This is a genomic window from Mesobacillus subterraneus (assembly GCF_020524355.2).
In the GTDB taxonomy this organism is placed as follows: Bacteria; Bacillota; Bacilli; order Bacillales; family Cytobacillaceae; genus Mesobacillus; species Mesobacillus subterraneus_C.
The window spans coordinates 4,724,035-4,743,482 of sequence record NZ_CP129019.1; the positions used below are offsets into that span (position 1 = coordinate 4,724,035).

The window sequence follows — 19,448 nt, forward strand, 5'->3', positions numbered from 1 at the left end:
TATATCACTATTATAATAGAGATTATTAATAAATCGGTGTCTAAAATGTGAAACACTGAGCAAGTTAAAGATTTGTGAAGAATATGTGAGGATAATCAGAAAATTGAAATGAAGAGAGAAAAAGGGAAAGGATCTTTTGCTTCATTTTTTATTCATCTTATTATAGTCATATATTAAGAAGTTCCATTGCAAAGAACCCTCAATCTTTTAAAAAGCTGTGCGTGATTATGCCAAGAAGATATCCTTAGAACAGAAGGAGTTGGTAGATCGTTACCATTCTCAAGAACAGAAGGAGTTGATAGATCATTGCCATTCTCATAATGGCTGACCTCGGATGTAGCTTTTATGGGTTACCCATGGGTTAAGAATGCTTAATAAATAGAAAAAAGAGAAAAACAATTTCTGTTTTTCTCCCTTTTCTATAGGTCTTCATTCAATCAAAATCCTTCTTTTCCCATTCATCCTCTGGCAGGTACATGTCGTCGCTTGAGAATCTTTCTTCTTTGAACGGATTGGCGTTGTTGTGGAACCCGTTGCTTTCCCAGAATCCTCTTTTATCTTCTTCCATGAATTCAAAACCCCGGACCCATTTTGCGCTTTTCCAGAAGTATAATTTAGGCAACACCAGTCTCAATGGCCAGCCGTGTTTTTTTGAAAGAGGTTTGCCATCATAGGAGTGGGCAAGTAATACATCGTCGTCAAGGAGCATTTGAACTGTTAGATTTGTTTCGTAATCGTGGTCACCGTGAACCATTACAAACTTCCCGCTCGGTTTAATCCCATAATGCTCAAATAAGTCTTGTACTTTCACGCCGGTGAATTCAGTATCGAATTTTGACCACCTTGTAACGCAATGGATATCACATTTAACGGTTGTCTGGGGCAGTTTTAACAAGTCAGTATAGGACATTGTGACAGTCTCTTCTACCTCTCCAAAGATTTTAAAGTCCCATGTGTCCATTTCATATTCAGGAACTTCTCCTTCATGCAATATCGGAAATCTCTCTGTCAGAACCTGACCCGCTGGAAGTCTACCCTTTAACTTCGGATCCACTTCTTTTACTTTCATCTTTTTTATACGATCTGCTTTTAACATCTCTTTCCCTCCTTGATATAATATTCTGTTAAATTATGTTCGATTCTACCATTCTCATTTTCCTTATACAAATTTTATTTTGCTTTTGTTTGTTTCGTGTTGAGTTTTAGATAATAATTTTTTTACTAGATAATCAAAGATTTACTAGATTCAAAGGGGATGATATAAAGATACTATGAAAATAGAATTAAAGACTTAGTTTTAAAAATACCTGAAAACAACATAAAACAATAAAATAATGTGGGTTTTAGACATGAAAACCAAATAAATTATAAACAATTCAAAAAAAACATTGTAGAAAGGTAGAATGTCATGATAAAATTTAACCAAACATGAAAGCGCTTCACGGTAGATTCCTCTATCTATTAGGAATGACAGAGATACATATGGCTCGATAGACTGGAATCCAACAAAAATTTAGGGGGAATAAAGATGAAGAAAAGAAACTTCTTTAAAACTGTTGCCGTTTCAGCAATGGCTATGAGCTTATTGTTAACGGGCTGCTCTTCGGGTGGATCAGAGACTACGAAAGGGAACGAAAAAGTCAGCTTCGAAAACGTCCCTGAAGTGTTCAAAGATGGAAATGATATGAAGATCAAGGTAATCAGGAAAATTGGCGGCGACGACCATACTGCTCAATTCCTTGCTGGTGCTAAATCCGAAGGTGAAGCATTAGGCTTCAAGGTAGATGTATTTACAGCAAATGGCGACACAGCGAAATTCCATGATGCGATTGCGCAAGGTCTCCAAGAAGACTATGACGGTTTCATCATTTCCCATGGTGATGATGCTGCTACTGTAGATGATGTGAAAAAATTGACTGAAGCTGGCAAGAGTGTTGTTACTTTCGACTCAAACGGCGATTTGATGAATGTTGATGGCGTTACTTTAACTTCTCAAGATGACGAAGCGCTTGCAAAGCTTGCTTTGGATCAGTTAGTTAAAGAGACAAATGGTGAAGGAAATATAGTTTACCTTTGGGTTGATGGATTCCCGCCAATGGTTAGACGTAACAATGTATATAAAGATGTACTTGAAAAGAATCCTGGCCTAAAAGAAGTGGAACGCTTCGGTGTTGCTGCTGCTGATACATCTGTCCAGACACAGAACGCTGTTGCTGCCATGCTTAACAAGCACAAGAAAGGTGAAATTGACGCAATTTTCCGCTACTTGGGATGCGTTCGCGATTGGTGCAGCTCGTGCAATCAAGGAAGCTAGCAGAGATGAAATCAAGATTTACGGTATTGACGTTTCAAACGCTGACCTTCAATTGATGCAGGAAAAAGGAAGTCCGTGGGCATATACAGCGGCTGTTGATCCTAAGCTGATTGGCGAAGTGAATATGAGAATTCTTGCGAAGAAGCTAGCTGATGAAGAAACTCCACAGACCTATGACCTTGAAGCATCATTAATCGACCAAGAATCACTTCAATCTGCAGAAAATGTGAATATGCAGACTCTTGCTGATATCATCGATGGATGGGGCAAGTCTGATGCTTTCGAAGAAGATTGGATGAAAACTTTAAAAGATCATTATAAGAAATAAGTATCTTGATTCATTGAAGGTACATGGGAAGCGCACTCTCTTATAGATACCCTTTAAGAGAGTGTTTGCTTTACAAGTGCAATTGCCGGAAGGTGGGAAAGAACTGTGACTAGAACGTTGCTGGAAATGAAGAATATCACAATTGAATTTCCAGGAGTAAAGGCCCTGGACGATGTTAGCTTCTCAACGGAAACTGGTACGACACATGCACTGATTGGCGCTAATGGTGCTGGTAAATCAACTTTGATGAAGGTGCTTTCTGGAGCTTATAACCATTACACCGGTGAGATCTACCTTAATGGTGAGAAAATTGATATTCGCACGCCGAAGGACTCTCAGGATTATGGAATCCAAATCGTCTATCAGGAAGTGGACACGGCATTAATCCCTTATTTGACCGTTGGCGAGAATATCATGCTGAACGAAACCGTGAATGATATGGGGAAAAAGCAAATCGTAAGTTGGAAGGAAATACACCGTAAAGCTGCTGATATCCTTGCCAGTATGAATGTTAAGGTACCTACGAAAAAACTTGTCAGCGAACTGACGCTAGCTGAGAAGCAGATGGTCCTGATTGCCAGGTCTATTTTAAAAGATTGTAAGTTTTTGATTCTTGATGAGCCGACAGCTCCGCTGAGTCATTCCGAAACAAACGAGTTATTCCGAATCGTTCGTGACCTCAAGAAGCGTAATGTGGGGGTCATCTTCATTTCCCACCGCTTGCCTGAGTTGTTTGATATCTGTGATGAGATAACAGTTATGAGGAATGGTCAATTCGTCATCAAGGAAAAAATCGCAGAAACAACACCGAGCACAGTGATTGAATATATGCTTGGTCAGAAGCTGGATGACCAGTTCCCGAAAAATCAGGTGACGATTGGCGATACGCTTCTCGAAGTGAAAAATCTTCATGACGAAGGGGTTGTCAAGGGGATTTCCATGCATGTAAGGGCAGGGGAAGTTCTCGGAGTCGCCGGGCTTGTGGGGGCTGGGAAGACGGAACTATGCAAAACGCTGTTCGGTGCCACCAGGAAATCGGCTGGGGATATCATCCTTAAAGGGAAACCATTAAAGATTAAGAACCCTCACCAAGCGGTTAAACAGGGGATCGCCCTTGTCCCGGAAGAACGGAGAAAAGAAGGGATTCTTGTCGCTGAGCCTGTGTCGAGCAATTTGAGTTCTGCCAATCTGAACCGTTTCACAAAGTTCCTTGGCTTCCTGGATTTTAAAGGAGAGAAAGTCAAGGCGAGGGAAATGATCGGCAGCCTGGGCATCAAAACTCCGTCCGAAGACACGAAGGTGCAGAATTTGTCAGGCGGCAACCAGCAAAAAGTCGCCATCGGCAAATGGCTTCTCACGGATGCGGAAGTATATATCTTTGATGAACCGACAAAGGGTGTCGATGTCGGTGCAAAAAAGGATATTTTCGAGTTGATTTCCGGACTTGCCCAGCGTGGGAAAGCAGTCATTTATGCGTCGTGCGAACTTTCCGAGATCATCGGGATCACTGACCGCGTCTATGTCGTCTATGATGGGCAGATCTCTAAAGAGCTGGAAACGGCGAAGACCAACGAAGAAGAACTATTATTCTATTCAACAGGAGGCAAGTGAGATGAGCGTTCCGAATCCAGCTCCATCCAAACAGCCAGTAAGAAAGACGTTCGACTTTTTTGATTTTTTATATAAGTACGGAACGATTCTTACTATTTTTGTGTTGATTGCAGTCTTTGCAATCGCGAATCCAAGTTTTTTACAGACGAATAACATCATCAACATCCTGCGTTCGATCTCGATTGTAACGATTATCGCCATTGGTATTACGATTTCACTGACGGTCGATGGTTTTGACCTTTCCGTAGGTTCTGTCGCTTCTTTATCGAATGCGGTCGTCATTTCGATGTTCGTATGGTTCTCGCAGAATACCTTCATCGCAATCCTGTCAGCCATTGCCGCTGCTTTGATTGTCGGTGGATTGAACTCGTTCATGATCGTGAAAATGAAGATTCCTGATATGCTGATGACTCTGGCGACAATGTTCATCATACAGGGTATTGCCCTGACGTATACAAAAGGTGCAACCGTTTCACAGAACATGGTCATGCCTGATGGGACTTTCTCGGAAGGCACCATCAGCCCGTTATTCGCAAAAATAGGGCAGGTTCCGTGGATTATCCTGATCATGGTTGTGGTCGTTATCCTGGTCCATATCCTTTTGACATACACAAAGCACGGAAGATATATGTATGTAATCGGCGGAAACAAGGAAGCAGCAAGACTTTCCGGTATTCCGGTTAATAAGTATAAAATTGCAGCCTATCTGCTTTCGGCTACATTCGCAGCGATCGGCGGAATTGTTCTCGCTTCTCGTGTAATGACCGCTGAAATCAATGCTGGTGCTCCATATCTGATGGAATCGGTTGCAGCAGCATTCATCGGTTTCTCCGTCTTTGGAGCTGGAAAGCCGAACGCACTGGGTACATTTGTCGGGGCGGTACTAATCGGAATCCTGGCGAATGGACTTGTCATGATGTCTGTTCCGTATTACGCAATGGATATTGTAAAAGGAACAGTGTTGGCATTTGCATTGGCGCTTACTTACTATAAACAAAAGTAAAGTGGGGGAATAAAAGATGGCTATTTTTACAACTGAGTATTTTACAATGACAGAAGCAGATGCAATTGAATATGCTAAGACTCGACTCAACTTTTTTGACGAAGATGCGGAGCTTACTTGCAAGGAGATTGGCGACGGCAACCTGAACTATGTTTTCAGATTAGTAGATGAAAAGAACAAGAAGTCTGTCATCGTTAAACAAGCCGGACCTGTGGCGAGAATATCGGATGAGTTCAAGCTTTCGCCTGACAGAAATCGGATTGAAAGTGAAATCCTTGAGCTTCAGAACAAGCTGGCGCCTGGGTTTGTCCCGGAAATATACGGTTATGACCCAGTCATGAATTGCTGTGCGATGGAAGACCTTTCAGATCACGAAATCATGCGTACGGCTTTGATGAACCATAAAAAGTTCCCGTTATTCGCAGACCACATCACTACATATATGGTCAATACACTTTTGCTGACTTCGGATGTTGTCGTCGAGCATAAGGAAAAGAAAGAGCTGGTAAAAAGCTTTGTGAATCCAGAGCTATGTGAAATCACGGAGGACCTTGTGTACACAGAGCCATTCTATGATTGTCCGCGTAACGATGTATTCCCGGCTTCACGAGATTTCGTCCAGGAAACGATCTGGAATGACAAAGCGCTTCAACTTGAAACAGCTAAGCTAAAGTTCGAATTCATGACGAATGCTCAGTCGCTTCTGCATGGCGATCTCCATACAGGTTCAGTTTTTATAAAAGAAGATTCTACAAAAGTAATTGATCCTGAATTCGCGTTTTATGGTCCTGCTGGATATGACGTAGGGAATGTCATTGCCAACCTCACTTTCGCGCTGGCGAATGCGAAGTACACCATTGAGGATGCGGAACAAAGGGAAGACCAAATGGAATATCTTCAAAACACGATTATTGATATTGTCGATCTTTTTAAAGAGAAGTTTGTTAAAGCATGGGATGAAAAAGCGACGGACCGTACGGCACGTTACGAAGGCTTTAAAGAGTACTATTTGGATTCTGTCCTGCGTGATACAGCTGCTGTATCAGGACTTGAGCTTTGCCGCCGAATCATCGGGCTTGCCCATGTAAAAGACATAACCTCCATTGAGGATGCAGAAAAACGTGCAGCTGCAGAGAAAGAGTGCCTGACAGCTGGTAAGCGATTCATCATGGAAAGAGGAACTTTGAAAACTGGTGAAGATTTTATCAATGTCGTGAAAGAAAGTTTCAACAACATCTAGGAGGTAGTGCGAATGGAAAGACCAGTGGATGCAATTCAATCGGTCCGGCTCGATGATGAGAGAGATATGCTCGTCTTGTTGGACCAGACACTTTTACCAAATGAAAAGAAGTTTCTTGAATTGAAGGAACTAAAGGATATTTGGGATGCGATTTACTTTTTGAAAGTAAGGGGTGCGCCGGCAATCGGGATTGCGGCCGCGTACGGAGTGTATCTTGGCACGAAGAAATCCGAGGCTGAATCTTATGAAGAACTGTATGAAGACTTTAAGAAGGCGAAGGATTATCTTGCCTCTTCCCGTCCTACAGCTGTGAATCTGTTCTGGGCGCTTGACCGCATGGAAGCCCGATTTAAAGGGGAAGAGGGAAAGAGTGCGTCTGAAGTGAAGGCTGCATTAAAAGAGGAATCAGAATTGATTCGTGCTGAGGATGAGAAGGTGTGCGAGTCAATTGGCGAGTATGCTCTGTCATTGTTAGAGCCGGGTATGGGAATTCTCACGCACTGTAACGCTGGTACTATTGCGACTGCCAAGTATGGTACAGCGCTTGCGCCAATATACCTTGACCAGGAAAGAGGATACGATTTCAAGGTGTTTGCTGATGAAACACGCCCGCTGCTTCAAGGTGCACGATTGACTGCCTGGGAGCTTCAGGAAGCTGGTGTTGATGTAACCTTGATCTGCGATAACATGGCATCCATTGTCATGAAGGAAGGAAAAGTCCAGGCGGTACTTGTCGGATGTGACCGTGTTGCGGCAAACGGGGATTCAGCCAATAAAATCGGGACATCTGGTGTAGCCATCCTTGCGAAACACTACAACATTCCATTCTACGTGTGCGCACCGCTATCAACAGTCGACCTGGAATGCAAAACGGGCGACGACATCCATATCGAACTGCGTCCAGCGGAAGAAATCACGACACAGTGGTATGAAAAACCGATGGGTCCAAAAGATGTACAAACCTACAACCCGGCCTTTGATGTAACAGATCATAGTTTGATTGCAGGGATTGTCACGGAAAACGGAATCGCGTATGCGCCGTTTACTGAGAGTCTTCCGAAGATGTTTAAGAAATAGTATGTGAAAGAGCTGGCAGAGAAATCTGCTGGCTTATTTTTTTGTGGTGGGGACATGTGCGCTGGTATTGTTACGGAAAAGGAAAACGTAAGACATGAGAATTAATAGGCGGAGAATTTCCGGTTATTTATATAGAGGAAGCATAAGAAGCGGATATAAGCGGAGGAATTCCGGTTAACTACTCTAAATAAGCCGAATTTTAAAGGTTTGGTTCGTATAGGCGGAAAAACTCAGCTTATTTTTAAGGAAATATGCATATTTCCCAATTTAAACGGAATTATTCCTCTTATTTTTCAAACACAGTAGATAAATTGTTCTGTTAATGCACTAACTTTCTCTCAAGCAAAACAGGTCACCAACATAGGCGACCTGTTTTTATGTTTTCTTCACTCACACTCCACAAGCTCAACGCCCTTGTCTCTCAGGAAATCGTGCCATTCCCTTGGCAGATTTTCGTCTACGATGACAGCGTTGATGTCCTCAAAGCCGCAAATAGTAGTGAAAGAAGTTTTATCAAATTTTGTGTAATCGGCAATTAGGAAGACTTTATTTGCGTGATCAGCTGCAATCTTTCTAATGACTGCCTGCTGTTCATTGGAGTCTGTGATTCCGTGCGCCCGGCTGACAGAGCGGCAAGAGATGAAGGCGGTGTCGAAAAAGTAATGTTCCATATTAGTTTCGGCATTCCGGCCTAGATTCGATAAAGAGGAACCCGCCAAAGTACCTCCGATGACCACTAATTTAACATTTGGGTTGCCCATCAGTGTGGTCACAACTTTGATCGAGTTCGTAACTACGGTTAATTTTTGGTCGGATATCAGCCCGGCAATGACAAGTGATGTAGTCGAAGCGTCAAGGAATATGGAATCACCGCTTTTTATATAGGAAAGTGCTTTGGCAGCGATCTTCTTCTTCCCTTCAACGTGGATGAATTCACGCAGGTTCACGTCGACGTCGTTTTGCACTCCTTCAGAAATATAAGCTCCGCCATAGGTACGGGTTAGAAGCCCTTCATCCTCCAGTTGCTTCAAATCACGCCGGATCGTTTCTTCCGTTACTTTAAACATTTTCGTCAGCTCAGAAACGGTCACGCTTTTCTTTTCAATGATCAATTCTTTTATTTTACTCTTGCGGGTTACGTGTAACATTGTATTCTCCTTAATGCCATTAGTTATTTTGTATTATACCACTTTTGTTTGGGTTTATATAGAGAAGAAGAACACTGTGATGGTTATTATTTTAATCAACTACTTAAAAGGTTTATATGGCATTTTAATAGGTTGGGAGGAGGAAGTACAGGCTAGATGGCGCTCTTTTTAACTGTAATAATCTGAATTCGTTATGGTCTGTTGTTTGTTTATGTGGTTTTTGTGGGGTAAATCACAACAAAACAGAAATAAACATTGACAAAACTAAGGTAAAGTAAGAATATTAAAGTAAGAAGATTGGGGTTTTTAAAGATTTTTATTGTTTCACAGAACCCTTTTGTAAGTGAATAGTTAGGAGATGTAATAGATGGTTACGAACAACAAGTATCTGTCTGATTTCGAGGCAAAAAAACTGATTTGTGAGATTGGCAGACGAGTATACAACAAGAATTTTGTCGCAGCCAATGATGGCAATATTTCTGTAAAAGTAGGTCCTAATACGATTTGGACGACACCTACTGGAGTGAGCAAGGGCTTCATGACGCCGGACATGATGGTGAAAATGGACTTATCAGGAAAAGTGATTTCCGGCAAGTTAAAGCCTTCATCAGAAGTGAAGATGCACTTGCGTGTCTATCATGAAAATCCCGATGTGAATGCAGTGGTCCATGCTCATCCTCCTGTAGCAACTTCATACGCGATTGCGGGCATCAGCCTGGATCAGCCAGTTTCCCCAGAAGCGGTCGTCATTTTAGGAACTGTACCAGTGGCACCGTATGCTACGCCTGGGACACAGGAAGTTCCAGATTCCATCGCTCCATATTGTAAGGATTACAATGCAGTGCTCCTTGCCAACCACGGTGCGCTTACGTGGGGAAGCGACCTGATGCAAGCCTATTACCGCATGGAATCACTTGAACACTATGCGCTCATGCTCATGTACTCCAACAATATTATCAACAAGACCAATGAGCTAAACTGTGCACAGATATCCGATTTGATCGACATCCGTGAAAAGATGGGCATCAAAACGGGTGGAATTCCTACCTGTGAGCAAGGCGGAAAAGTGAGGACAGCTGAAAAAGCAGAGTCCGTACAAAGCAATGACCAACTGATTGAATCAATCGTCAGGAAGGTTACAGAAGATGTATTGAAAAAATATCTTAAGTAAGGGGGAAGCACTTTGAGCACCCAGATTTCTGAACAGGATATCCAAAAAATCGTTCAATCTGTATTGCAAAATGTTGAAGCTGTGATGAAAGAGATCCCGCCATCTGCTAACGCTCCTCTGAAGATGAAGCAGGCTGTCCATCCTGAGCAGCAGATAGCAGCTGCAGCAAGGCAAGAGACATCTACGATACAACCGCAAGGGGACCTTGGAGTGTTCGCTTCGATGGAGGACGCAGTCGAGGCAGGCCACAAGGCGCAGCTTGAATATATGAGACAATTCCAGCTGAAGGACCGGGAAAGAATTGTCTCTTCCATGCGGCAGGCGGTTTTAGTGGAAAAAGAAAATCTCGCCAATATGGTCTATGAGGAAACAAAACTTGGCAATGTCGTCGATAAAATTGCCAAGCATGAATTAACAGCTTTACATACACCGGGTACTGAAATCCTGAAAACGGAGGCATTCTCAGGTGATGATGGTTTAACAATCGTCGAGGAGGCGCCATTCGGACTGATTGGGGCAGTGACGCCGGTGACAAATCCGACTGAAACCATCCTTAATAACTCAATTGGAATGCTCGCTGCCGGGAATGCAGTCGTGTTCAATGTCCATCCTTCTTCTAAAAACTCTTGTGCTTATATGGTCCGGTTGTTAAATAAGGCAATCAAGGCTGCAGGAGGACCTGAAAACCTGATTACAATGGTTGGCAATCCTACATTGGATACGATGCAGGTCTTAATTGAAAGCCCGAAGGTTCGGATGTTAGTTGGAACAGGTGGTCCCGGTCTCGTAAAAACACTCCTTAAATCAGGTAAAAAGGCGGTTGGAGCTGGAGCAGGCAACCCGCCGGTAATCGTGGATGATACCGCTGATTTGGAACATGCTGCAAAATCGATTATCGATGGAGCATCATTTGATAACAACATCCTGTGCATCGCCGAAAAAGAAGTGTTTGTCCTTGACTCAGCTGCTGATGACTTAGTTTTTCATATGCTGAACAACGGAGCATACATGCTCGATCAATATCAGCTGGAGAAAGTAATGAGCTTTGCGCTTGAGGAAAACGAAAAGCAAGTGGCCCAGGGATGTTCGCTTGACTCAAAGCGAGAGTACCATGTGGCGAAAAAATGGGTCGGCCAGCCGGCATCAGCTTTTCTAAAAGAATTGGGAGTTGTAACTAACGGTGAGGTCAGATTGCTTATATGTGATGTTGAGTTTGATCATCCATTTGTCCAGCTGGAGCAAATGATGCCAGTCCTTCCACTAGTGCGGACTAAGTCATTGGATGAGGCAATTGATTTTGCAGTGAAGGCGGAGCATGGAAATCGCCATACGGCTATTATGCACTCCAAGAATGTTGATCATCTAACGCGATTTGCAAGAGCAGTCGAGACGACCATTTTTGTAAAAAATGCTTCATCTCTAGCTGGAGTTGGGTTTGGGGGCGAAGGCTTTACAACGATGACGATCGCCGGGCCTACGGGTGAAGGGATCACTTCGGCGAAAACTTTTACAAGACAAAGGCGCTGTGTGTTAGCTGAGGGTGGATTTCGAATCATAGGGTAGGTGATGGAAGATGGGGAATGCAATTGGGTTATTGGAAGTGCAAGGATACAGTGTCGCCCTGGCAGCAATGAACCAGGCCTGCAAGGCGGCGAACATAAAGATCGAAGGAATGGACTGCAATAATCCTGCCGCTGGCGATCATGCACCAATACCGGTCGTAATCCAGGTGAAATTCACCGGATCGGTCTCGGATGTTAAAGTTGCTCTGGAAGCTGCAGAACATGAAGCCGCAAAGTATATAGATGAAGCAGATATTTCTGCTCATATGATCTCTTCTGCATCGAAAGGAATCGAGAAACTTCTTCCGCTGGGAAAGGTCAAAATTAAGTCTTAAGTCATGGCAAGAGGTGAGACAGGTGAAGCATTCACTGGGAATCATTGAAGTCGTCGGAAATGTAAACGCTTTAACCTGCGCTGACAGAATGATCAAATCCGCATACATCGAGATTGAAAGCATGAAAAGGATTGGGACCGGAATGGTCTCCATCATCATCCGCGGGGATTTAGCATCTGTCCAGCATGCAATTGAAGTGGGCCAGGAGGCTGCGGTGGAACACGGGGAACTGATAGCGGCCAGGGTAATCCCAAGACCATATGAAGGTTTGGAAAAGCTGACGGATACAGCAGAAGGCGGTGAACAATGAACCGATATGAAGCAATAGGTGTCATAGAAACACAATATTTTACCATCGCATCAGAAATATTAGATGCTGTCTGCAAAGGTGCAAACGTTGAATTTCTGACTTCAGAGAATTACCTGGGTGGCAGACTGGTCAGTTTGATTATCGGAGGCAGTGTATCCGATATAAAAGCTGCAATTGAGATCGCCGAACAGGTCTGTGAAGGGAAACCGGGAAACCCGCTTAAAATGGCACTTGCCATCATGAATCCGCATGAAGAAATTATGAAATTCATTGTTCCAACCCAATTGGCTGCAGATGCGGAGGAGCTGGTCACTAAAGTGGAAAAAAGCAAGGATATGCTTGGTGAGGTTTATGAAGCAATGAAAGATAGTGACATGGATGACATTGACGTTGAGGAAATCATTGATGAAGTAGAAAGTCGAAAAGAATTTAATGAATCTGAGGAGGAAAAATGATGAATGAATCTATCGGTTTAATCGAAACAAGAGGTCTTACAGCAGCAATTGAAGCAGCAGATGCCATGTTGAAAGCAGCCAACGTTGAGATTGTCGGCAGCGAAAAAATCGGATCAGGACTAGTATCTGTTATCGTCAAAGGTGATGTAGGAGCAGTCAAGGCAGCAACAGAAGTCGGAGCAGAAGCAGCACAGCGAGTCGGCGAACTAGTCGCAGTCCATGTCATCCCAAGACCGCACGGTGATATTACGAAGCTATTGCCAAATTTATAAGGTAGTAAAATTTTCAGGGCAACTAGTCAATCACTTAAAGTTCGGACAACATTGGCAGAAAAGAGCGCAAACCTGTCCGAAGTAAGCGCAAGTTCGGACAATTTTGGCAGTGAAGAGCCCAAACCTGTCCGAAGTGGGATCAAGTTCGGACAACTTTAGTGGAAAAGTTCCTAAACTTGTCCGAAGTAAGTCCAAGTTCGGACAACTTTGGTGGAAAAGAGCCCGAACCTGTCCGAAGTAAGCGCAAGTTCGGACAATTTTGGTGGAAAAGAGCCCGAACCTGTCCGAAGTAAGCGCAAGTTCGGACAACTTTGACGGAAAAGAGCCCGAACTTGTCCGAAGTAGGTTCAAGTTCGGACAGTTTTGGTGGAAAAGATCCTAAACTTGTCCGAAGTAGGTTCAAGTTCGGACAGTTTTGGTGGAAAAGATCCTAAACTTGTCCGAAGTAAGTCCAAGTTCGGACAACTTTGACAGAAAAGAGAGCCAACTTGTCCGAAGTAGGTTCAAGTTCGGACAGTTTTGGTGGAAAAGATCCTAAACTTGTCCGAAGTAAGCCCAAGTTCGGACAACTTGGCTAAAAATGAGCCCAAACCTGTCCGAAGTAAGCGCAAGTTCGGATGCGATGAAAGAATCATGCAGCGAATTGTGCAGAACCAACCAATATCAGTATTTTCTATAACCGAGGAAGTAAAAAACCAATTACAGGAGGAACTTTACATGAACGGATCATTAGGAATCATTGAAACAAGAGGTCTTACAGCGGCAATTGAAGCAGCGGACGCTATGCTGAAAGCAGCAAATGTTGAAATCGTTGGCAGTGAAAAAATCGGATCTGGACTAGTATCTGTGATCGTGACTGGTGAAGTAGGAGCTGTAAAAGCGGCGACTGAAGTTGGTGCGGAAGCGGCTCAAAGAGTTGGAGAGCTGGTCGCAGTACATGTCATCCCAAGACCTCATGGAGATGTAGCAAAATTATTGACTGGAATTAAGTAATGATGAACATCAATCATCAAGAATTATTATCTGAGATTACGAAATCGGTGGTTGAGGAACTAAAGAAGCATAATCTTTTGGACGAACCAACTCGAAAAGAATATGTCCCTGTCAGTGTATCAGCCAGGCACGTCCACCTTCAGCAGGGGCATGTCAACCAGCTGTTTGGCGAAGGTTACACCTTGACGAAGCTGAAAGAAATCTCCCAGCCGGGACAATTCGCCTGCAATGAGCAAGTGACAATCGAAGGTCCGAAAGGCAAGATTGAGAAGGTTCGGATTCTTGGACCGCTAAGGAGTCAAACTCAGGTGGAAATCGCGAGGACCGATGCCCGGAAGCTCGTCCTCAATCCTCCTGTCCGCAACTCTGGCAATCTAGCAGGATCTTCACCAATCACACTCATCGGTCCAAAAGGGCAAGTGGTTTTACAGGAAGGCTGTATCATTGCAGACCGCCATATTCATATGACACCGGCTGACGCTGCTCAGTTCGGCGTCCGGGACAAACAAAAGGTGTCAGTCCTGGTAGACGGAGAGAAGGCGGGCATCATGGGTCAAGTGACAATCAGAATCAGAGAAAACTATGCATTGGATATGCACATCGACACAGATGATGCGAATGCGTTTGGACTGGCAGGAAACGAGCTGCTAAAAATTATTCCCTAAAAGGGGGCGTGAAACATGATCATGGGCCGTGTAATCAGCAATGTCGTATCAACAAGGAAATATAATGAATTGCAAGGGTTCAAGCTCCTTGTCATCCAGCCTTATTTCGGGGACGTCGAGGATAGCTTCGTGGCGGCGGATGAAATTGGCGCTGGTATTGGCGAGCTAGTCCTTGTTTCCCGGGGCAGTGCGGTGGAGAACGGCCTGAGCAGGAAGGCACCGATCGATGCTGCAGTGGTAGGCATTATCGATCATGAACCATTAAAAAAAGAGTAAGATGACAGGTGGTGGAATCTCAAATGTTTTCGATTTTAAAAGTTCTCGCAGTCGGCGACCCTGCAGTCTATGCGTATTCAGATCCGCGTTATTTGATCATTGACACCTATAATAAAGCGAAGGATATGCATGTCCTTTTTAAGATCGTCCCGTGGGTGGACTATTATGGCATGATGGTGGAAGCGCTGGAAGGAAAGAGTGATTTTGATATAGTGATGGTGGCCGGTCATCTTTGGTTGAAGGATTTTATAAAGAAGGGCTATATTGCTGAAGTAAACTATCCAAAACACCAATCCTACAATGAAGTCGACATAATGGAAGAAATCCGTAACGAAGTAACATTTGAAGGAAAGCCATACCTGTACCCATCTTTTTGCGATGGTCATATTCTTTTATATCGTAAATCTTCAGCTGAAAAAGCTTTTGGCGGAAAGCTTCCCGATGTACTGGATACAGATACAATCATTTCGCTAGCTAAGAAATTGCACGGTGAGGATGGAATGGCTGGTATCAGCCTGAAGGCACACGAAAGTGAAATCTTCCTTGATTTCCTTCCTTTTTTACGAAATGAAGGGATTGATGCATTCGACGGGGAAACATCCCTTCCTGCTTTTAATCAAGAAAAAGGAGTGCAGGCACTCGAAAAGTATCTTTCCCTCAGAAAATTTGCTCCTAAAAATTCACATACATATGGCAATGACGAGGTAAGGAAAGCATTCCAGGAAAAGCGTTCAGCACTTGCGATTACATGGGGCGGCCAGCTGGGATTTGTCATGGATGACCGCTGCCTCGACAAAGAGGATGTAGGTTTCGCGATCATCCCTACTGCCTGGAATGTAACCTGGGGATTTGCTGTCAACAAGAATTCGTCCAATAAAGAGCTTGCTGATGAATTCCTTGGGTATCTAACTTCTGCCCCGATTGATCGGGTGGTCGGCAGCTACTCTGGTGCTCCTGTCAGGAAAATCTCCTATGAGACAGGGGATCATGAATGGTACCCAATTTTACAGAAATCCATTAGCAGTTACGCAAAACCATTGCCAAAAATGGATGATGCCGGGGACAGGATGGCACCTTTATATACTCATATCTATCAAGCTTTTATTGGAAAAGAAAGTCCTGCCGATGCTCTTAAGGCAGCGGAGGATGAGATCTTAAAATTAATGTCCGGGAGAAATTCATAATGAAGCTAATCGTAATTGGCGGAGTTGCAGCAGGTATGTCTGCAGCTTCCAAACTAAGCAGAATGAATAAGGATGCCCAAATTACTGTTTACGAGCGCGGCAGCTTTCTGTCGTATGGTGCTTGCGGACTCCCTTACTATGTTTCTGGAGAAAATGACGATTATACCAAAATGATTGCCCGGACAAAGGAACAATTCGAATCAATGGGCATGGAGATTCATTTAAGGCACGAGGTCGTCAAGGTCGTTCCGGAAAAAAAGCAGGTCATGATCCGCGATTTAGAAACCAAGCGAATGTTCCTCGACAGCTATGATAAGCTGATGATCGCTACAGGAACCTATCCAATCGTCCCGCCTTTCAGCGGCAGGGAACTTGAGAATATTCATGTTCTGAAGACATTGGAGGATGGGATTCAATTGCAGGAGATTGCCAGGCGCCCAGAGGTGAAGAATGTGGTCATTGTCGGCGGCGGATATATCGGGATTGAGGTGGCAGAAGCAATGGGCCATCTCGGCAAAAATATCCGAGTCATCGAGCTGTCAGACAGGATTATGCGGACCTTTGATCAAGAAATCACTGACATGGCGGAAGATGAGCTTCGCAAACAGGGCGTCCAGCTGAATTTGAATGAAAAGGTCCTGAGCTTTGCAGGCCAAGGGCGAGTTGCGAAGGTACAAACAGACCGTGGTGAATATGAAGCAGATCTCGTCCTTCTGTCTCTTGGCGTGAAGCCGGCAACGGGTTTCCTTGATGGCTCGGGAATTGCCCTTGCAGATAATGGTGCGGTAGTGATTGACAGGGAAATGCGCACGAACATCGAGGGTATATATTCAGCGGGAGATTGCGCCCTTGTCTACAACAAAGTCATGGAAGAAAACAGCTACATCCCGCTTGGGACAAATGCCAATAAATGCGGCAGGCTGGCTGGCGCGAATATTGCAGGTGACCATCAGAAGTACGTTGGTACACTCGGCAGCGCCGCCATCAAGGTTTTTGACCTCGAGATGGCAAGGACGGGAATGTCTGAAGATGACGCGAAGAAATTGAACATGGATTATACAACTGTTTTTGTAAAAAGTGCGGACCATCCGGGGTACTATCCGAATCAAACCCCGATTTGGATTAAGCTGATCTGCGAAAAAAGGACACGGAGAATTCTTGGTGCACAGGCAATCGGCAATAAAGGGGTTGTCTTAAGAATTGATATTTTTGCCGTCGCGATCCATGCGAATATGACGGCCGACGACCTGGGAATGGCGGACCTCTGCTATGCGCCCCCATTTGCAGGAGTATGGGATGCAGTGCACATCGCCTGCAATGCAGTAAAGTGATGGTGGTGAATTTTTATGAAAAAAGTAATTAGTCTAGCTGATGCATCAGCTCTTGTGGAAAATGGGGATACGGTTGCGTTTGGAGGGAATGTCCTTCATCGGGCGCCGATGGCATTTGTCCGTGAAATAGCCAGACAAGGTAAAAAAGACCTTAAGATTGTAAAAACAGCTGGCGCTCATGACATCGACCTTCTTTGCGCAGTAGGGAGCGTGGCGACAGTGGATGCTGGTTTTGTCAGCTATGAGACCAAGTTCGGTCTTGCGTCCCATTACCGGAAAGCGGTGCAGGAGGGCGTCGTTAAAGGAAACGAGCATGCATGTTATACGGTCATTTGCGCCCTTCGCGGTGCCCAAATGAATGTACCTTTTATGCCGGTAAAAGGACTGGTCGCTGGCGAACTTCTGGAGAAGAATGAATATTTCATGGTCGTTGAGGATCCATTCAGCGGAAATCCCGTCACGCTCGTGAAAACAATCGTGCCTGATGTTGCTGTCATCCATGTCCAGGAATGCGACGCCCATGGAAATGCACGAATCTATGGACCTAAGTTCGAGGATGTGCTGATAAGCCGTGCGGCGAAGAAAGTGATCATTACCACCGAACAAATTGTACCTGACAGTAAAATGAAGCTCAATGCTGAGTACGTCGATATTCCTTCATTCTTGGTAAGTGCTGTCGTCCATGCGCCAAAAGGTGCGAGTCCGACTTCTTGTTATAAAAAGTATGACATCGATGATAAATCACTTACATCTTTCATCAGCATGAAGACAAAGGAAGAAATTCAGGGCTATCTATCTAGCTATCTAGCAAAAGATCATCAAGGGGAAAGGATGGCGAACAGATGATGACACAATCTTATCGGCCGGTAGATATCATGACATGTGCCATCTCCAATATGCTGAAGGATGGAGAAACAGTGTTTCATGGTGTCTCATCGCACCTGCCAATGGTTGCGATGAGCCTTGCCAAACACATGCATGCACCAGACTTGGTTCACTTGAACATTCCTGGCGGGGTGAACCCAGGGTCAATCCGAAACGCATCCTATTCCTCTGCTGGTGCTGACTTGCTTGACAGCGGTGAAGCTTATTTCCCGCTGGAAGAAGTGTTTGACCTCTCGATGAGAGGACGGCTGGATGTGGCATTCCTTGGAGGAATCCAGTTTGACATCAATGGAAATGTAAATGCATCGGTCATCGGTGACTACCATCGTCCGAAGCTTCGCCTGCCCGGTGGAGCAGGAAGTGCCGTGTTAATTCCAACAGCGAAGAAAGCGATTATCTGGCGGACGAAGCACGACGTTAGAACATTCGTCGAACAAGTGGACTTCGTTACTACAAGGGGAAACCTATGGAAAATCGTCACCCCGCTCTGCGTATTCGAATTCAAAAACGGCAAACTGTATCTCGACACCATCCACCCAACCTCTTCACTTCAAGAGGTAAAAGACAACACCGGATTCGAACTGCTTTATGACGAAATCAAGTACACGGCAGAACCTGCGAAAGAAGAACTTGTGATGCTGAAAAAGATAGACCCGTTTGATTATCGGGCGATAGAGTTATAAGAAGCTGATAACAAGTCAAAGAAAAACAACAAATTCAACTCAAATTGATCTTTTGCTAAAAATAGATGAAGTCTCAAGATTCCTACGATTGAAGTGAAAACTTTATCAAGAAATCGGCCATTTAACTATTAAGGACCGTTAAGGAAGGAACTGCAATATTCTTGAATGGGATTATTGCTGTTGGATAGTTTTTCACATATAGGGGTTATTGATTTTGTGGACCAAATTGCTATACCGGCGATTTGGTCTTTTGTTTTGCGGGGTATTTATCATGAATCCCAGGGCAGGAAAATAACGAGCATAGCCTTTATATTAGTGGGTTTGTACCTCATTTTTATAGCTGGGCTGATGCCTATTCACTCATTAGCGATCCGTCAAAATATAGTGAGAGATTGATTGAATAGACTCACTACAGGGACAGAGGGAAGGTTCTCACGACCGATTCGGGGTCGAAATAAACGTCAGGTGCTTAATTAGGTGTATTGTGCTCTTTTTTAGTTGGTCTGCTTTCGCGTCTGGAAAGCTATCGGCAAAACGGTGGGCAATGACAGGTTTTCCGAATTAACTGGACGCGGATGGAATATATTCTAACTCTCACCGAATAA

19 protein-coding genes and 1 pseudogene are annotated in these 19,448 nt (G+C 44.2%); 18 read left to right on the top strand and 2 right to left on the bottom strand.

The window, feature by feature from the left end:
* Positions 1-433: 433 nt before the first annotated feature.
* On the bottom strand, positions 434-1,096 hold the full coding sequence (locus LC048_RS24595) for a sulfite oxidase-like oxidoreductase (protein ID WP_226605079.1): 663 nt from the start codon (positions 1,094-1,096) through the stop codon (positions 434-436).
* A gap of 432 nt (positions 1,097-1,528) precedes the next feature.
* Here LC048_RS24595 and LC048_RS24600 point away from each other — a divergent pair.
* The 5 genes and pseudogenes from LC048_RS24600 (at position 1,529) to mtnA (ending at position 7,573) form a co-directional block, all read left to right on the top strand.
* Positions 1,529-2,642: pseudogene (locus tag LC048_RS24600) on the top strand (sugar ABC transporter substrate-binding protein).
* 126 nt (positions 2,643-2,768) lie between these two features.
* Positions 2,769-4,253, top strand: a complete 1,485-nt coding sequence (locus LC048_RS24605) for a sugar ABC transporter ATP-binding protein (RefSeq protein ID WP_226605181.1) — start codon at positions 2,769-2,771, stop codon at positions 4,251-4,253.
* A 1-nt stretch (position 4,254) separates the two neighbouring features.
* Positions 4,255-5,256 carry an ABC transporter permease gene (locus tag LC048_RS24610; protein ID WP_226605075.1) on the top strand — a complete coding sequence of 334 codons (1,002 nt, stop codon included), beginning with the start codon at positions 4,255-4,257 and terminating at the stop codon, positions 5,254-5,256.
* 16 nt (positions 5,257-5,272) lie between these two features.
* Positions 5,273-6,496, top strand: coding sequence for an S-methyl-5-thioribose kinase (gene mtnK, locus LC048_RS24615; protein ID WP_226605072.1), 1,224 nt, complete (start codon positions 5,273-5,275; stop codon positions 6,494-6,496).
* Between the two features lie 12 nt (positions 6,497-6,508).
* On the top strand, positions 6,509-7,573 hold the full coding sequence (mtnA, locus tag LC048_RS24620; RefSeq protein WP_306049070.1) for an S-methyl-5-thioribose-1-phosphate isomerase: 1,065 nt from the start codon (positions 6,509-6,511) through the stop codon (positions 7,571-7,573).
* Positions 7,574-7,959: 386 nt separating this feature from the next.
* On the opposite strand, the gene LC048_RS24625 is transcribed toward mtnA, so the two are convergent.
* Complete coding sequence (locus tag LC048_RS24625) at positions 7,960-8,721, bottom strand: DeoR/GlpR family DNA-binding transcription regulator (protein ID WP_226605069.1); 762 nt, start codon at positions 8,719-8,721, stop codon at positions 7,960-7,962.
* Positions 8,722-9,088: 367 nt separating this feature from the next.
* Here LC048_RS24625 and LC048_RS24630 point away from each other — a divergent pair, with 367 nt between their 5' ends.
* From LC048_RS24630 to LC048_RS24690, 13 genes are all read left to right on the top strand, one after another.
* Positions 9,089-9,892, top strand: coding sequence for a class II aldolase/adducin family protein (locus tag LC048_RS24630; RefSeq protein WP_226605068.1), 804 nt, complete (start codon positions 9,089-9,091; stop codon positions 9,890-9,892).
* 12 nt (positions 9,893-9,904) lie between these two features.
* Positions 9,905-11,455 (top strand): aldehyde dehydrogenase family protein, encoded by a 1,551-nt coding sequence (locus tag LC048_RS24635; RefSeq protein ID WP_226605065.1) that lies wholly within the window; start codon positions 9,905-9,907, stop codon positions 11,453-11,455.
* A 10-nt stretch (positions 11,456-11,465) separates the two neighbouring features.
* Positions 11,466-11,789, top strand: a complete 324-nt coding sequence (locus LC048_RS24640; RefSeq protein WP_226605063.1) for a BMC domain-containing protein — start codon at positions 11,466-11,468, stop codon at positions 11,787-11,789.
* A 22-nt stretch (positions 11,790-11,811) separates the two neighbouring features.
* Positions 11,812-12,099 (top strand): BMC domain-containing protein, encoded by a 288-nt coding sequence (locus LC048_RS24645; protein ID WP_226605060.1) that lies wholly within the window; start codon positions 11,812-11,814, stop codon positions 12,097-12,099.
* Positions 12,096-12,554 (top strand): BMC domain-containing protein, encoded by a 459-nt coding sequence (locus LC048_RS24650; RefSeq protein ID WP_226605050.1) that lies wholly within the window; start codon positions 12,096-12,098, stop codon positions 12,552-12,554. Before LC048_RS24645 ends, LC048_RS24650 begins: the two co-directional genes overlap by 4 nt.
* Positions 12,554-12,826, top strand: coding sequence for a BMC domain-containing protein (locus tag LC048_RS24655; protein ID WP_306050607.1), 273 nt, complete (start codon positions 12,554-12,556; stop codon positions 12,824-12,826). The genes LC048_RS24650 and LC048_RS24655 overlap by 1 nt, the downstream gene beginning before the upstream one ends.
* A gap of 717 nt (positions 12,827-13,543) precedes the next feature.
* A complete protein-coding gene (locus tag LC048_RS24660; RefSeq protein WP_167831228.1) occupies positions 13,544-13,819 on the top strand; it encodes a BMC domain-containing protein in 276 nt (91 codons plus the stop codon).
* The gene (locus LC048_RS24665) at positions 13,819-14,484 is read left to right on the top strand and encodes a phosphate propanoyltransferase (protein WP_306049073.1); all 666 of its coding nucleotides are present in this window, start codon (positions 13,819-13,821) and stop codon (positions 14,482-14,484) included. Before LC048_RS24660 ends, LC048_RS24665 begins: the two co-directional genes overlap by 1 nt.
* 15 nt (positions 14,485-14,499) lie before the next feature.
* Positions 14,500-14,760 carry a EutN/CcmL family microcompartment protein gene (locus LC048_RS24670; protein WP_226605036.1) on the top strand — a complete coding sequence of 87 codons (261 nt, stop codon included), beginning with the start codon at positions 14,500-14,502 and terminating at the stop codon, positions 14,758-14,760.
* 23 nt (positions 14,761-14,783) lie between these two features.
* The gene (locus LC048_RS24675; RefSeq protein ID WP_226605035.1) at positions 14,784-15,944 is read left to right on the top strand and encodes an ABC transporter substrate-binding protein; all 1,161 of its coding nucleotides are present in this window, start codon (positions 14,784-14,786) and stop codon (positions 15,942-15,944) included.
* Positions 15,944-17,275: a CoA-disulfide reductase gene (locus tag LC048_RS24680; protein ID WP_226605032.1), complete on the top strand. Its 1,332-nt coding sequence runs from the start codon at positions 15,944-15,946 to the stop codon at positions 17,273-17,275. The genes LC048_RS24675 and LC048_RS24680 overlap by 1 nt, the downstream gene beginning before the upstream one ends.
* Before the next feature lie 15 nt (positions 17,276-17,290).
* A complete protein-coding gene (locus LC048_RS24685) occupies positions 17,291-18,121 on the top strand; it encodes a CoA transferase subunit A (protein WP_226605029.1) in 831 nt (276 codons plus the stop codon).
* Positions 18,118-18,843 carry a CoA-transferase subunit beta gene (locus LC048_RS24690; RefSeq protein ID WP_226605027.1) on the top strand — a complete coding sequence of 242 codons (726 nt, stop codon included), beginning with the start codon at positions 18,118-18,120 and terminating at the stop codon, positions 18,841-18,843. The genes LC048_RS24685 and LC048_RS24690 overlap by 4 nt, the downstream gene beginning before the upstream one ends.
* Positions 18,844-19,448 lie beyond the last annotated feature (605 nt).